Annotated in this window: 16 protein-coding genes; 9 read left to right on the top strand and 7 right to left on the bottom strand. The window is 73.6% G+C overall.

The features are described from left to right. Positions 1-79 precede the first annotated feature (79 nt). The 4 genes from ABD340_RS17590 (at position 80) to ABD340_RS17575 (ending at position 3,116) form a co-directional block, all read left to right on the top strand. A complete protein-coding gene (locus ABD340_RS17590; protein ID WP_344590051.1) occupies positions 80-448 on the top strand; it encodes a hypothetical protein in 369 nt (122 codons plus the stop codon). A 123-nt stretch (positions 449-571) separates the two neighbouring features. Continuing rightward, positions 572-1,444 carry a crotonase/enoyl-CoA hydratase family protein gene (locus ABD340_RS17585; protein WP_344590050.1) on the top strand — a complete coding sequence of 291 codons (873 nt, stop codon included), beginning with the start codon at positions 572-574 and terminating at the stop codon, positions 1,442-1,444. 349 nt (positions 1,445-1,793) lie between these two features. After that, entirely contained in the window at positions 1,794-2,375 is a 582-nt protein-coding gene (locus ABD340_RS17580) for a polysaccharide deacetylase family protein (protein WP_344590049.1), read from the top strand. Between the two features lie 147 nt (positions 2,376-2,522). Continuing rightward, entirely contained in the window at positions 2,523-3,116 is a 594-nt protein-coding gene (locus tag ABD340_RS17575; protein ID WP_344590048.1) for a hypothetical protein, read from the top strand. A gap of 8 nt (positions 3,117-3,124) precedes the next feature. Here the strand turns inward: ABD340_RS17575 and ABD340_RS17570 are convergent, their stop codons facing one another. Beyond that, positions 3,125-3,382: a putative acetyltransferase gene (locus tag ABD340_RS17570; RefSeq protein WP_344590047.1), complete on the bottom strand. Its 258-nt coding sequence runs from the start codon at positions 3,380-3,382 to the stop codon at positions 3,125-3,127. A 111-nt stretch (positions 3,383-3,493) separates the two neighbouring features. Between ABD340_RS17570 and fdxA the strand changes: the two genes are divergently transcribed. Beyond that, positions 3,494-3,820, top strand: coding sequence for a ferredoxin (gene fdxA, locus ABD340_RS17565; RefSeq protein ID WP_197010200.1), 327 nt, complete (start codon positions 3,494-3,496; stop codon positions 3,818-3,820). Positions 3,821-3,979: 159 nt separating this feature from the next. Beyond that, on the top strand, positions 3,980-5,065 hold the full coding sequence (dapC, locus tag ABD340_RS17560) for a succinyldiaminopimelate transaminase (RefSeq protein WP_344590046.1): 1,086 nt from the start codon (positions 3,980-3,982) through the stop codon (positions 5,063-5,065). 84 nt (positions 5,066-5,149) lie between these two features. Here the strand turns inward: dapC and ABD340_RS17555 are convergent, their stop codons facing one another. From ABD340_RS17555 to ABD340_RS17530, 6 genes are all read right to left on the bottom strand, one after another. Continuing rightward, entirely contained in the window at positions 5,150-6,511 is a 1,362-nt protein-coding gene (locus tag ABD340_RS17555; RefSeq protein WP_344590045.1) for an MFS transporter, read from the bottom strand. A 134-nt stretch (positions 6,512-6,645) separates the two neighbouring features. Beyond that, positions 6,646-8,145, bottom strand: coding sequence for a mannitol dehydrogenase family protein (locus ABD340_RS17550; protein WP_344590044.1), 1,500 nt, complete (start codon positions 8,143-8,145; stop codon positions 6,646-6,648). Beyond that, positions 8,142-9,362 carry a D-mannonate dehydratase ManD gene (manD, locus tag ABD340_RS17545; RefSeq protein ID WP_344590043.1) on the bottom strand — a complete coding sequence of 407 codons (1,221 nt, stop codon included), beginning with the start codon at positions 9,360-9,362 and terminating at the stop codon, positions 8,142-8,144. Before manD ends, ABD340_RS17550 begins: the two co-directional genes overlap by 4 nt. Further along, positions 9,359-10,387, bottom strand: a complete 1,029-nt coding sequence (locus ABD340_RS17540; RefSeq protein WP_344590042.1) for an NAD(P)-dependent alcohol dehydrogenase — start codon at positions 10,385-10,387, stop codon at positions 9,359-9,361. The genes manD and ABD340_RS17540 overlap by 4 nt, the downstream gene beginning before the upstream one ends. Further along, positions 10,384-11,391, bottom strand: coding sequence for a sugar kinase (locus ABD340_RS17535; RefSeq protein WP_344590041.1), 1,008 nt, complete (start codon positions 11,389-11,391; stop codon positions 10,384-10,386). Before ABD340_RS17535 ends, ABD340_RS17540 begins: the two co-directional genes overlap by 4 nt. Next, positions 11,388-11,996: a bifunctional 4-hydroxy-2-oxoglutarate aldolase/2-dehydro-3-deoxy-phosphogluconate aldolase gene (locus tag ABD340_RS17530; RefSeq protein WP_344590040.1), complete on the bottom strand. Its 609-nt coding sequence runs from the start codon at positions 11,994-11,996 to the stop codon at positions 11,388-11,390. Before ABD340_RS17530 ends, ABD340_RS17535 begins: the two co-directional genes overlap by 4 nt. Before the next feature lie 85 nt (positions 11,997-12,081). Here ABD340_RS17530 and ABD340_RS17525 point away from each other — a divergent pair, with 85 nt between their 5' ends. The 3 genes from ABD340_RS17525 to ABD340_RS17515 all read left to right on the top strand — a co-directional run bounded on the left by ABD340_RS17525 (position 12,082) and on the right by ABD340_RS17515 (position 14,637). Beyond that, positions 12,082-12,861, top strand: a complete 780-nt coding sequence (locus ABD340_RS17525) for an IclR family transcriptional regulator (protein ID WP_344590039.1) — start codon at positions 12,082-12,084, stop codon at positions 12,859-12,861. 26 nt (positions 12,862-12,887) lie between these two features. Next, positions 12,888-13,883, top strand: coding sequence for a 2-hydroxyacid dehydrogenase (locus tag ABD340_RS17520; protein WP_344590038.1), 996 nt, complete (start codon positions 12,888-12,890; stop codon positions 13,881-13,883). 130 nt (positions 13,884-14,013) lie between these two features. Continuing rightward, complete coding sequence (locus ABD340_RS17515; RefSeq protein ID WP_344590037.1) at positions 14,014-14,637, top strand: DUF4178 domain-containing protein; 624 nt, start codon at positions 14,014-14,016, stop codon at positions 14,635-14,637. Positions 14,638-14,640 lie beyond the last annotated feature (3 nt).

Genomic DNA, 14,640 nt, shown 5'->3' with positions numbered 1-14,640 from the left:
GTGCTGCGGCGTTGCCGAGGCCGGACCACGGCGCGGGCATGAAGGGTGATCCACTCGCCCGGGGCCGTACGGTCGGAGCATGGGTGGACGCGAAGCCGCGGGCGTCGAGATCCGGATCGTCGGCGCCGAGCGCCCGGACGGACTGGAACTGCGCACGCGGGGACTGGCCGCGCACGGGTCGCCGGAGCTGCGGGTGTCCGGACTGGCGCCCTACCTGGGGCAGGGCTGGGCGCGGGTCCTCGCGGCCCTGGCCCGCCGCCTGGCCGCCGCGCCCGGGACGGACGCCGCCGGGATCCCGGCCGAACTCGACCTGTCTCCCGAGGTCACGGTCGGGCTGGCCAGGGACGGCGACGATCTCGTCCCGGTCCCGCCACGCGACTTCACCGGCCGACCGGACGACTGGCGCCGCGACATCCTGCTCACACTGTTCCCCTCAGCCCACTCCTAGCGCTGTGCTGGCCTCTGGGTGCTCCTGGGGCCTCTGGCGGGCCTGGGGGCCCGGGGTCGGGTGTTTCTTTCGCGTTCCTAGAATCGGGTTCTGCCAGCCAGGCAGGCGCGAGAAGGGGCCGCAGTGTCGTACACCGATATCGAGTACGGGGTTCAGGACGGGATCGCCACGATCACCCTGAACCGGCCGGACCGGATGAACGCCTACACCTACGCGATGCGCAGGGAGATGGTGGACGCGTTCGACCGCGTCGACGCCGACGACGCGGTGCGGGCGGTCGTCGTCACCGGGGCGGGGCGGGCGTTCTGCGCGGGCGCCGACCTCGAAGGGGGCGGTGACACCTTCAACCTGGACAAGCGGCGGGACATGTTCGGCGCGGAGGACGAGGTCCTGGAGGACGGCACCCCGCGCGACGGCGGCGGCACGGTGGCGCTGCGCATCGCGCGCTGCCTCAAGCCCGTCATCGGGGCGTTCAACGGCGCGGCGGTCGGGGTGGGCGTCACCATGACGCTGCCGATGGACGTCCGGCTGGCCAGCGAGAAGGCCCGGTTCGGGTTCGTGTTCGCGCGGCGCGGGATCGTCACCGAGGCGGCGTCGAGCTGGTTCCTGCCGCGCCTGGTCGGGATCTCGCAGGCGATGGAGTGGGCCGCCACGGGCCGGGTCTTCGACGCCCAGGAGGCCCTCCGGGGCGGCCTGGTGTCGCGCCTGTACGCGCCGGACGAACTGCTGCCCGCCGCGTACGCGCTCGCCGGGGAGATCGCCGGCAACACCTCGGCGGTGTCGGTCGCGGCGATCCGGCGGCTCATGTGGTCGGGCCTGTCGGCGCCGTCTCCGTGGGACGCGCACATCGCCGATTCCCGGCTGATGGCGGTCATGGGCGCCGCGCCGGACGTCGCCGAGGGCGTGAGCTCGTTCCTGGAGAAGCGCCCGGCCGAATTCCCCATGCGGGTGAGCGAGGATCTGCCGCCCGAGGTTCCGGACTGGCCCGTCCGCTGAAATTCCGCCATTCCCCAATGGCGTCACGGCGTGTCGTCCTTCGCGGCGGCATGTGGCATCTCCCCGAAATACCCCGAAGTGTGTGGTTAACCCGGCGCAGGGTATGTAGCGCCCCGGATGGCGATATTCTGGGCGGTGCAACACGTTTCGGGGGTGCGTGGTGCGAAGCGGGAATTCGGCAATTCTACTGTCCCTGGGATTGGCGCTGGCCGCCGGATGCGCCGGGGACGCGGCGAACGGTCAGCGGCAGGCGGCGCCCGCGCGCCAGGAGGCCGCGCTGAAGAAGCAGCCGGCGCGTCCCGCGGGGCCGCCGGCCGCGCGGCGGCTCGACTGCGCGAGGCTCAGGTGCGTGGCGATCACCTTCGACGACGGGCCCGGCGAGCACACCGGACAGCTACTGGACCGGCTGAAGGAATCCGGCGCGCGCGCCACGTTCTTCATGCTCGGCCAGAACGTCCGGGGCAACGAGCAGCTGGTGCGGCGTATGGCCTACGAGGGCCACGAGCTCGCGAACCACACCTGGTCCCATCCGAATCTGACCGGGATGTCCAGCGGCGCGGTGCGGTCGGAGGTGCGCCGTACGCAGCGGGCCATCCAGCAGGCGTCGGGGGTGGAGCCCAAGGTGTTCCGCCCGCCGTACGGGGCGACCGACGCGCAGGTGGGACGCGCGGTGGGCATGCCGCAGATCATGTGGAGCGTCGACAGCCAGGACTGGCTCCACCACAACGTCGCCCGGAACGTCAGCGCCGGGGTGAAATCCCCTAAACCCGGGGGAGTTGTACTTTTTCATGATATTCACCATGAGACGGTGAACGCCGCGCCGAAGATCCTGGCGGGGCTGCGGGAGCGCGGCTTCACCCTCGTCACGGTCTCGGAGCTTTTCCAAACCAGAACCCTGAAGCCCGGTTCCCGTTACACCAATTTGTGGTGAACCATACGGTGAGTCCAGGGCGGCGGTTCCGTAAAAGACGAGCCGGAACGGTGTCCCGAACCCGGGTGCGCGAACAAAGGGCCGCGGCGGTCCGTCGCAAGACGCGAAGGCATGCCGTGAACGGCGGTTCGCGATCTGGAGGTTCCTGTGGAAGATCCTTCGCCCGACGCCCTTTCCGTAGACCGTCCCGACACGTCCGGGACGGCGGAGTTCCGGCCGCCCGCGACGCCCAGGGAGCGCGGGGCCCTGCTCGCGGCGCTCCTGCTGGGAATCCTGGCGACGGCGGCCGCACGGCCGTTCTGGGCCGGGTCGCCGCGCTGCCTGGCGGTCTTCGGCCCGGCCGCGGCGCTGGGGCTGCTCCTGCTGGACCGGCGGGGCGTCACGACGGCCGGCCCGGACGGGATCGTGAACGAGCGGTTCGGGACGGTGCGCAGGACGCCCTGGCGCGAGGTGGCCGGATTCGAGGTCCGCGGCACCCGCTCCGGGCGCGTCGTCCGCGTGCTGCGGCGGGACGGGAGGCCCCTCACCCTGGCGGCCCCGGTGAACGGCCCGCTCGCCCGCGACCCCGCCTTCGGCGAGCGGCTGCGGACGCTCCAGACCCTCGCCGCCGCCTACCGGCACGCGCCGCCGGGACTGCGGGAGCGGAGCTCGCGCCGGATCCGCCCGCGCACCGCGCTGCTGACGCTGCTGGCCCTCGTCCCGCCCGCGGTGAGCTGGACGCCGTGGCCGCAGCCCTGGTGATCGAGGTGTCAGGCGTCGTCGCGGCGCGGGCGCCGGGCGGGCGGCCGCGGCGGGACGACCTTGCCGGCCACCATGGTCGCCGCGGGGACCTCGACCAGTTCCCCGGTCCGCCGCCGGACCTGGATCCGTTCACCGGACCACGATTCGAGCACCCCGACCACGTCGCTGTACTCTCCCGTAGGCAGGCGACGGCGAAGCGAGACCCGCTGACCCACGTCGGCCGGAGTGATGGAAACCACCAGCCGCGCGGCGAAGTGGCCGGACATGAGGACCCCCGTGTCGAATCGACTGCGCCGTGGTGGCAATACTATTCACAACGAGCGTGCGGTAAGCCGTGACGTGCGGCGGGGCCGGTAAACCCGAGAGGAGTCACGAACGTGACCTACGTCATCGCGCAGCCCTGCGTGGACCTGCTCGACAAGGCATGCATCGAGGAATGCCCGGTCGACTGCATCTACGAGGGGAAGCGCCAGCTCTACATCCACCCTGACGAGTGCGTCGACTGCGGTGCGTGCGAGCCGGTTTGCCCGGTCGAGGCGATCTACTACGAGGACGACGTGCCCGACCAGTGGAAGGACTTCTACAAGGTCAACGTCGAGTTCTTCGACGACCTCGGCTCGCCCGGCGGCGCCTCCAAGGTGGGCAAGATCGACAAGGACCACCCGATCGTGGCCGCGCTGCCGCCCCAGGAGCACGACGAGTAGCACTGAGCACTCCGTCGCTCGGCGGGGCGCGGGAGCGTTTCCGCGAAATGCAGGGTTGCGTACCCTCAAGGCCGTGGTCTTCTCACGTCGGAGGCCGCGGCCTTGAGGGTTGTTAAGAGCCGTGTGGGCTTTGTGAGAGATGCTGGAGGAGGGGCGGTTTTGCGCACGCTGCCGGATTTTCCCTGGGATCGGATGCTGCCGTACCGGGAGCGGGCCGGCCGTCATCCCGGCGGCGTGGCCGACCTGTCGATCGGCACGCCCGTCGACCCCACCCCGCGGGTCGTCCAGGAGGCCCTCTCCGCGGCCTCCGACGCGCCCGGCTACCCGCAGACCTACGGGACGCCGCGGCTGCGCGAGGCGGTGGCGGGCTGGGCCAGGCGGCGGCTCGGGGTGGCGCAGGCCGACCCGGACGCCGTGCTCCCGGTGATCGGCAGCAAGGAGCTGGTGGCCTGGCTGCCGACGCTGCTGGGCGCCGGCCCGGGCGACCGGGTGGTCTTCCCCGAGCTGGCCTACCCGACCTATGACGTGGGCGCCCGGCTGGCGGGCGCCGAGCCGGTCGCGACCGACGGCCTGCTGTCGCTGGGCCCGGTCGCGCCGAAGATCATCTGGGTGAACTCGCCGTCCAACCCGACCGGCCGGGTGCTGCCCGCCGAGCATCTGCGCAAGGTGGTGGCCTGGGCGCGCGAGCGCGGCTCGATCGTGGTCAGCGACGAGTGCTACCTGGAGTTCGGCTGGGACGCCGCGCACCCGCCGGTCTCGATCCTCCACCCGGACGTGTGCGAGGGCTCGCACGAGGGCCTCCTGGCGGTGAACTCGCTGTCCAAGCGGTCCAACATGGCCGGATACCGGGCCGGGGTCGTGCTGGGCGACCTGAGGCTGGTGAAGCGGATCCTGGAGATCCGCAAGCACGCCGGGATGATCGTTCCGGCGCCCGTGCAGGCGGCGATGACGGCGGCGTTCCAGGACGACGCGCACGTCGACGAGCAGCGCGAGCGGTACGCCCGGCGGCGGGCGGCCCTGCGCGCGGCGTTCGAGCGGCACGGCTTCCGCATCGATCACTCCGAGGCGTCCCTCTACCTGTGGGCCACCCGGGACGAGCCGTGCTGGGACACCGTCGGCCACCTCGCCGACCTGGGCATCATCGTCGGCCCGGGGGAGTTCTACGGAGCGGCGGGCGGGCGGCACGTCCGGGTCGCGTTCACCGTCACCGACGAGGGCGCGGCCGCGGCCGTCGAGCGGCTCTGACCCCTCTGGACGCGCAAGGGAACGTGCCGGGCCTCCTGCGTGAGCCCGGCACGTTCCGGTCTTGCGATCCTCGTTCGGACTACCTCAGGTGCGGGCCAGGCGGGCGTCCTCGAACACGGTCAGGGCGCGGTCGCGGGTCTCGGGCGAGAACCAGGCGCCCAGGAAGCTCATCGCCATCATGGCCATCATGTAGATCGCCACGGGCCACCACGACTCGGCGAACGCGGCCAGCAGCGCCGAGCAGATGAGCGGGGCGACGCCGCCGCCCGCCACCGAGGCGAACTCGCGGCCGAGGGCGACGCCCGCGTACCGGTGCCGGGAGCCGAACAGCTCGGGGAAGTAGGCCGCCTGCACGCCCACCGCCCCGTACGCGGCGAAGAAGAAGCCGACCGTGATCACCGCGTACACGGCCCAGGTGGAGCCGGTGTCCAGCAGCAGGAACGACGGCACCGGCAGCACCACCAGCAGCCCGGTGATGGCCAGGTAGAGCGGCCGCCGGCCGAACACGTCCGAGAGCATGCCGGCCAGGAACGCGGCCGCCATCCCGCACACGGCGCCGAGCAGCAGCACCTTGGGGATCAGGTGGGCGTCGACCTTCAGCACGGTGATCAGGTAGCTGCCCATGAACACCTGGTAGGTGTACGACTGGCAGCTGACGCCGACCATCATGAAGAACACCCGCGCCAGTCCGGGCTTGCTGTGCTTGACCACGTGCGCGACCGGGGTGTCGGTCTGGCTGCTGGCGGCCTTCAGCTCGTTGATGACGGGGCTCTCGTCGAGCTTGCGGCGCAGTACGAACGCGGCGATGGTGACCACGGTGCTGCTCAGGAAGACCAGCCGCCATCCCCAGGACAGCAGCGCGTCGTCCGGGAGCGCCTGGGCCGCCATCCAGGCCACGGCGCCCAGCGCGGTGCCGATCGCGGCGCCGACGAAGACCATCGACGACAGCCTGCCGCGCCGTCCCGGCCGGGCCATCTCGGTGAGCAGGACGATCCCGCCGACCTGCTCGGCGCCGGCGCCGAAGCCCTGCAGCAGCCGGCAGAGCACCAGCAGCGCGGGCGCCAGCACCCCGACCTGCTGGTAGGTGGGCAGCAGGCCGATGGCCAGGGTGGAGAAGCCCATCAGGAACAGGGTGGTGACCAGCACCCATTTGCGGCCGTACCGGTCGCCGAAGCGGGAGAAGAACAGCCCGCCGAGCGGCCGGGCGCCGAACCCGACCGCGTAGGTGGCGAAGCTGGCCAGCACGCCGACGACGGGGGAGACGTCGGGGAAGAACAGCTTGTTGAAGATGATCGCCGAGGCGGTGCCGTAGATGACGAAGTCGTACTGCTCCAGGGCGGTGCCGGCCAGTCCGCCGAACGCGGCGCGGCGGACCTTGGCCTGGTCGACGTCCGCGACGGCGGCCGGTGGACCGTCCGGCGGCGGGGTGGCGGTCGTGCTTTCCATGGGCTCACTCACAGGGGTCGGGGACCGCGTTCGCGCGTTCCCGGGGGTGGGATTCAGGGTGGTGAAGGCGGGAGCGGGGATGGGGGCCGAGGTAGGGACAGGGGCAGGGGTAGGGAGCGGGGGCGGACGCGGGGTCAGCCGGCGGCTTCGGCGGCGGCCGTCTCGGGGCCGTGGCGCCGCAGCACGTCGAGCAGTGCGGCGGTGCGGTCGAGGAACGGGGTCCGGTGGCCCAGCTCGGAGCCGAAGAGGCCCTCGCCGAGCAGCGCCGCCTCCACCAGCTCCCGGCTCGTGGACGCCCGCGCGCCGAGTTCGCCGAGCCGTTCGCGGGCCGGGTCGCGGACGTCCCGGACGCCCTCGGGCAGGTCGTCGCCGGGCAGCGGGGCCAGGCAGCGCAGGTAGGCGGCGACCGTGAGCGCGAGGTGGTGCGGCATCCGCCCGGCGTCCAGATGCTCCAGGGCGGGACGGGTGACGCGCTGCGGGAGCTTGAGCGAGCCGTCCGAGCCGACCTGGGCGGCGCGGTGCGCGAGCGCGGAGTTCCGGAACCGCTGGAACAGCCGCTCCACGTACTCGTCCAGGACGATCTCCGCCGGGACGGTCAGCGTCGGCAGGTAGTCCCCGGCCAGGACCGCGCGGGCGGCGGACTCGACGAACGGCAGGGCCACCGAGTCGGGGATCGTCCGGCGGCCCGACAGCAGGCCCAGGTAGGCGATCAGCGAATGGGTGCCGTTCAGCAGCCGCAGCTTGAGCAGCTCGTATCCGGCCACGTCGGCGCTGAAGATCGCGCCGCCCGCCTCCCAGCGGGGCCGGCCCGCGGCGAAGCGGTCCTCCAGGACCCACATGGTGAACGGCTCGGCCGGCACGGCGGCGCGGTCGTCCAGGCCGAGGCGCTCGGCGGCGACGGCCAGGTGCTCGGGAGCGGTCGCGGGCACGATCCGGTCGACCATGGTGGACGGGAAGGCGACGTTCGTGTCGATCCATCCGGTCAGGTCGTCCCCGCCGGGCAGGAGGGCGGCGAACTCGCGGACCAGCCGCCGGGTGTGGGCGCCGTTGTCGCTCAGGTTGTCGCAGCTGACCACGGTCAGGGGAGTGCCGTGGGTCGCGGCGCGGCGGCGCAGCCCGGCGACGATCTGGCCGATCGGGGTGCGCGGCGCGTCCGGGGCCGCCAGGTCGTGCCGGACGGCGGGCGCGCCGACGTCCAGCCCGAGGGTCGCGGGGGAGTAGGTGTAGCCGTGCTCGGTGACGGTGAGCGTGACGATCCGGGTCGACGCGGCGGCGATGCGGTCGACGAGCGTGCCGGGCTCGTCGGCCGCGACGAGCACCTCGGTGTGCACACCTGGGACGCTCACGGCGGCGCCCTCCGGGGAGATCTCGACGACCGAGTAGAGCAGGTCCTGCTCGGTCATCGCCGAGGCCACCGCGCGGGAGCGGTTGGCGGCGGCCGCGATGCCCCAGGGGCCGTCCTCCTCGGCCAGCGCGGCGGCGGTGTAGACGGCCTGGTGGGCGCGGTGGAAGTTGCCGAGGCCCAGATGGACGATGCCCGGTTCGGGGCGGGACGTCCGGTACGTGGCCGCGGAGAGCCGGGCGGCCGTGCCGGGCCGCGCGGCGGCGGTGGCGGGCGGGGTGGTCAAGGTCACCAGTCCTTCATCGAGCCGTCGCGCAGCCGTGCCACAGGCAGGTAGGCGGGCGCGTAGGGGTACTTTGCGGCCAGCGCCTCGTCGATCTGCACCCCCAGGCCGGGCGCGTCGCCGGGGTGCAGGTGGCCGTCGGCGTACCGGTAGGCGTGCGGGAACACCTCGTCCACGAGCGGCTCGTAGCCCATGAACTCCTGGATCGCGAAGTTGTGCGTGGCCAGGCCGACGTGCAGGGACGCGGCCAGGTTGACCGGCGAGACGTCGGAGGGCCCGTGCGGGGCGGCGGCGACCTGGTAGAGGTCGGCGAGCGCGAAGATGCGGCGGACGTGGCTGATCCCGCCCGCGTGCACGACGCAGGCGCGGATGTAGTCGATCAGCCGCTCGGTGATGAGCTGCTGGCAGTCCCAGACGGAGTTGAAGACCTCGCCGATCGCCAGCGGGACGGTGGTGTGCTCGCGGACCTGGCGGAGCAGCGCCTGGTTCTCGGCGGGCGTGACGTCCTCCAGCCAGAACAGGTCGAACGGCTCCAGGCTCCGGCCCAGCCGGGCGGCCTGCGTGGGCGTCAGCCGGTGGTGCACGTCGTGGAGGAGGTGCAGGTCGGCGCCGAACCGCTCGCGGACGGCCGCCAGCACGCCCGGGATGTGGCGCATGTACTGGCCGGTGTCCCACAGTTCCTCGGCCGGACGGGCGCCGCGTTCGGCGGGTTCGTACCCGGCCGTGCCGTTCTTGCTGACGCCGTAGACGGTGTCGAGGGTCGGGACGCCGGTCTGCACCCGCACGGCCTTGTAGCCTTGCTGCACCCGCCGTTCGACCGCGTCCAGCAGCGCGGGCGTGTCGGGGCCGGTGGCGTGGGTGTAGGCCAGGACGCGGTCACGCACGGCGCCGCCGAGCAGCTGGTAGACGGGCATGTTCGCGGCCTTGCCCTTGATGTCCCACAGGGCCATGTCCACGGCCCCGATCGCCGCCATGGTGACCGGGCCGCGGCGCCAGTACGCGCCGCGGTAGAGGTACTGCCAGGTGTCCTCGATGCGCTGCGGGTCCCGTCCGATCAGCAGCGGGACGAGGTGGTCGCGCAGGTAGGAGGCGACGGCCAGCTCCCGCCCGTTGAGGGTGGCGTCGCCCAGCCCGACCTGGCCGTCCTCGGTGACGATCTTCAGGGTGACGAAGTTGCGGCCGGGACTGGTGACGATCACCTCGGCCTCGCGGATGGTGAGGCTCATGCCGGGTCCCCTCCGTTCGCGGTGACGATGACCTTGAGCTGGGCGCGGTCGGTCAGCGCGGTGTCCAGGGCGTCGGTGGCGCGTTCCAACGGGAACCGCGCGGTGACCAGCTCGTCCAGCCGGACGCGGCCGGTCGCGGCCCAGGCGATGGCGGTCGCGAACGCGCCCGGCCCGTACCGGAAGCAGCCGACCAGGTCGATCTCCCAGCGCTGCACGAACCCCAGCGGGAGCACCGGCTCGGCCGCGGGTATCCCGACCTGCGCGGCCACGCCGCCGGGCCGCAGCACGGTGATCGCGGCCAGCGCCTGCGGCGCGCCCGAGCACTCCAGCAGCCGGTCGAACGCGGCGTCCGGCAGCTCCCCGGCGGACGGGTCGATCGTGGCGGTGGCGCCGAGCCGGCGGGCCGCCGCGAGCCGTCCCGGGACGACGTCGGTCACGGTGACGCTCGCGGCCCCGGCGGCCAGCGCGGTCTGCACGGCCAGCAGGCCGATCGGCCCGGCGCCGGTGACCAGCACGTCGTCTCCGGGCCCGACCCGGCCGCGCCGGACCGCCCAGCAGGCGACGGCGAGCGGCTCGATCAGGGCGGCCTCGGCGTCGCCGAGCGCGTCCGGCACCGGGTGCGCGAACTCCGCCGGGACGACGACGGAGCCGCGCAGCGTGCCGTGCGTGGGGGGCGAGCCGAGGCAGATCCCGGCCGGGCAGGCGTTGTAGCGGCCGTCCCGGCAGGTGGGGCAGCGGCCGCAGGGGCGCGCGGGTTCGATCGCGACCCGGGTGCCGAGCCGGGACGGGTCCACGCCGGCGCCGACCTCGACGATCTCCCCGGCCGCCTCGTGGCCGAGCACGGTGGGGGCGCGCAGCACGTTGGCCCCGTTGCGGCCGTCGGTGTAGTAGTGCAGGTCGGAGCCGCACAGGCCGACCGCCCGTACCGCCACCCTGACCTCCCCCTCGCGCGGCGCGGCCGCCGGGACGGGCTCGATCCGCAGGTCGCGGGGGCCGTGCAGGACCGCGGCGGGTTCGCCGGTCATCGTTCTCCCTCTCGTTCTTTCTCCCTGACCAGGGACTCGGCCCTGACCGCACGGGCGGCCAGCTCGGCGGTGGCGACGAAGCCGGGCACGTGCCCGGTCCCGCCGCGGCCGGACACCGACAGCGAGGCGGCGGCGACCGCGTGCGCGACGGCCGCGCCGAGCCCGTCGCCGAGCGCGAGCCGCGCGGTGACGGTGCCGGTGAAGCTGTCGCCCGCGCCGGTCGCGTCCACCTGGTCGGGGTTGCGCGGCACCGGGACCCGCCACCGGCCGGAGCCGTCGGCGAGCAGGACCGATTCCGCGCCCGCGGTGACCGCGACGGCGGCGGCGCCCAGCTTCAGGCCGCGGTCGGCGGCCTCGCCCGGGTCGGTGGTGCCCAGCAGGGTCCCGGCGTCGCCCGGGCAGGACGGCGTCAGCAGGCCGGTGTAGGGCGCCATCGCGGCGAGCACGTCGCGCGCCTCGGCCGGGGTGGTGAGCCGGGACCGGAAGTTGGGGTCGTAGGTGACCCGCCCGCCCGCGTCGTGCACGATCCGGGCGGCGGCCAGCGTCGCCTCCCGGGTGGACGCCGACAGCGCGGGCGTGATCCCGCTGACCACCAGGGACCGGGCCGCCGACAGCTCGGCGGTGAAGCGTTCGACGTCGGCGGGGCCGAGGGTGGACGCGGCGCTGCCGGTGCGCCAGTAGACGAACTCGCGGTCGCCGTGCACGTCGGCCGACAGCAGGTAGGCGCCGTTGGGCCGCTCGGCGCGCCGGACCAGCGCGGTGTCGACGCCCAGCGCGCGCACGCGGTCCAGCAGGGGCACGCTCAGCTCGTCGTTGCCGACCAGGGTGAACAGCGCGGTGCGGGCCCCGGCGGCAGCGGCGGCAGCGGCGGCGTTGAGCGCGTCGCCGGAGAACGACAGGCGCAGCGGGGTGCCGTCGGAGGCGCGCTGGAGCGGGATGTCGGAGTGGATCTCGACCAGGACCTCGCCGAGCACGATCACGTCATAGCCGTCCGCGGGGCTCACTGGGCGGCCTCCAGGCGGGCGAAGAGGCCGGCGAGCTCGGCGGGGTCGGCCGGGAGGCCGGAGCCGACGCCGACGGCCGCGGCCCCGGCATCGAGCCATTCGCCGACCTGGCCGGGGCCGATCCCGCCGGTCGGGATGATCACCGAGCCGGGCAGGACGGCCCGTACCGAGCGCAGGTAGGAGGGGCCGCCCACGTGCGCGGGGAACAGCTTGGCCGGGCCGGCGGCGGCAGCGGCCGCGAGCTCGCCGGGGCTGAACGCGCCCTCGATGAACGTCGCGCCGCGCTCCCCGGCCACCCGCCGCACCTCGGGCGCGGGGAAGGGCGACACCAGGAAGGCGGCGCCGAGGTCGAGCGCGCGGGCCGCGGCCGCGGCGGTGGACACGGTGCCGACGCCGATCACCGCGGTCCGGCCCCGGGCGTCGGTCAGCCCGGCCACCGCCTCCAGCGCCGCGTCCCAGCCCGGGGTCGTGGTGGTGAGCTCGATCGCGCGGCAGCCCGCGGCCAGCAGCGCCCGGGCGCGCGCGATCGACTCCTCCGCGGTGCCGGTGCGCAGCACGGGCAGCAGCCGCTGGTCTCGTACGGCGCCGAGGGGATCGTCCGGCACGAGCACTCTCCGTTTCATGTAGCAAAATGGCGTATCATGTAGTTGAATATGTCGGGACGTTAACCGGCGACCGGAAAGGCTGTCAATGGACGACCCCGTGCCCGCCCCCCGCAAAGGACGCGCTTCGACGTCGGGAAGCTCGGTGGAGAAGGCGCTGCGGGTGCTGGAGGCCTCCGCCGCACCGGACGGCCCGCACCGGCTCGCGGAGATCGCCGCCGGGGCCGCGGTGTCCAAGCCCAGCGCCCACCGGATCCTCGGCATGCTCGCCGCGCAGGGGTACGTCGTGGCCGACGGCGCCGGCACCTACGGCGTCGGCCCCCGGCTACGCGCGCTGGCCGCCGGGGTCGGCGCGGACGAGACCGCGGGGATCGACGAGGTGCTGGCCTCCTTGCAGCACAAGGTCGGGAACACGGTGCACCTCGCGCTGCGCAGCGGCGACACCGCCACCTACATCCGCAAGGTCGACACCGACCGGCCGTACCGGATGGCCTCCCGGGTCGGGATGCGGCTGCCGCTGCACTGCACCGCCATCGGCAAGTGCGTGCTGGCCCACCTGCCCGCCGAGCAGGTCGAGGCGATCGCCGCCGCTTCCGGGCTGCCCGCGCGCACCGCCAACACCATCACCGACCTGGACCGGCTGCACGCCGAGCTGGCACGGGTGCGCGAACACGGCGTCGCCGTCGACGACGAGGAGAACGAGGAGACCATCCGCTGCCTCGGCGCGCCCGTCTTCGACGCCGACGGGCAGCCGGTCGGCGGCATCAGCATCTCGACCGTGACCTTCCTCGTCCCGCGCGAGGAGATCGAGTCGTACGCCCCGGCCCTGCGCGAGGCGGCCACGGCCCTCACCGGCCTGCTCCGCTGACCGTTCGCTCCCCCAGAGAGGAAGACATGAAGGTCGTCGTCGCCGACCCCAACCTGGTGCCCTTCCGGGACCTGCTGGACGCCCGGCTCCCCGAGGGCGCCGTCCTGTCGATGCATCCGCGGTTCGACGAGGCCGCGGTCATCCCCGACCTGGCCGGCGCCGAGGTGTTCGTCGGCCCCGCGTTCACGCCCGAGATGGGACGGGCGGCCCGGCGGCTACGCCTGGTGCACGTGGCCGGCGCCGGGGTCGACGCCGTCGACCGCGCCGCGCTGCCGCCCGGCACGATCCTCGCCAACACCTTCCACCACGGCCGTTCGATCGCCGAGTACGCGGCGATGGCCCTGCTGGCGCTCAACCGCGAGCTGCTCGTCCAGGACCGGGAGCTGCGCGCCGGCCGCTGGCACAGCTCGGTGTACGACCCCGCCCTGTCCGCCCCGCCCGTCCTGGCCGGGCAGACCGTCGGCCTGATCGGCTTCGGCCACATCGGCGGCCTGGCCTGGGAACGGCTGCGCGGCTTCGGCATGCGCGGCGTCGCGGTCGGCTCCCGGGCCCGTCCGGACGATCGGGAGCGGGCCGGACGGAACGGGCTGGAATGGCTCGGCGGCCCGGACCGCCTGCACGAGCTGCTGGCCGGGTCCGACGCCGTGATCGTCAGCGTCCCGCTCGGCCCCGCGACCGAGGGGCTGATCGGCGCGGCCGAACTCGCCGCGATGAAGCCGTCCGCGCTGCTGGTGAACGTCGGCCGCGGCCCGCTGGTCGACGAGCGTGCGCTGTACGAGGCGCTGCGCGACCGCCGGATCCGCGGCGCCGCGATCGACGTCTGGTACCGCTACCCGGCCGCCGGCGAGCGGACCGCCGAGCCGTCCCGGTTCCCGTTCGGGGAGCTGGACAACGTGCTGATGACCCCGCACTCGTCGGGTGTCACCGCCGAGACCTACACCGGCCGGATCGGCGACATCGCCGCCAACATCACCCGGCTGGCCGAAGGCGGGCCCCTGGAGAGGGTCGTCGCGCGAGCGTAGGGGACAATCAGGACGAATCGGGGGAACCGCGGTGATCTGGGTGGCGTCCGAGGTGCCGATAGAGCTTTCCTTCACATCTCGGTAGGATCCGCGAGTTGCCCAATAAGCTGCTGTTTCGATGGAGGTGCCCGTGGACGGGAAAGTGATCGCCGTCCTGCTGGCGCTCATCCTGTGCGCTCTGGTCGTCATCATCGTCCTGATGCTGCGGCGCCGTTCCGCGGTTCCGGACGCGCCGTCGCGGGCCGCCGGCTCCGCCGCGCCGCGCGACCCGTTCGCCGCCGAGGACCAGGTGGGCGGCGACCCGCGCACCCTCAAGGCCGGCGACATGGTGGAGTACCTCGGCGTCCGCTACTTCGTCCGCGGCTCGCTGCGGCTGCGCGAGGGCGGCTTCACCTGGAGCGAGCACCTCCTGGACGCCGACACCATCGAGGACGCCAAGGTCTGGATCTCCGTCGAGGAGGACCCCGACCTGGAGGTCGTCTGGTGGACCGAGCTGGACGCCGAAGGACTCGTCCCCGACAAGAAGACCCTGACCGTCGACGGCGTGGAGTACCGCCGCGACGAGCACGGCACCGCCGACTACGCCGGTGAGGGCACCACCGGGGTCGGCGACAGGGGCCGCGTCGAGTACGTCGACTACGAGGCCTCCGGCGGCCGCTACCTGTCGTTCGAACGGTTCGGCGGCGGTGCCTGGGAGGCCGGGACCGGCGAGCGCGTCCCCAACGGCACCCTCACGATCTACCCGGGAAGCTGAGCC

It is taken from the genome of Actinomadura vinacea (genome assembly GCF_039532545.1).
In the GTDB taxonomy this organism is placed as follows: domain Bacteria; phylum Actinomycetota; class Actinomycetes; order Streptosporangiales; family Streptosporangiaceae; genus Spirillospora; species Spirillospora vinacea.
This window is presented reverse-complemented; position numbering and strand designations above follow the sequence as displayed.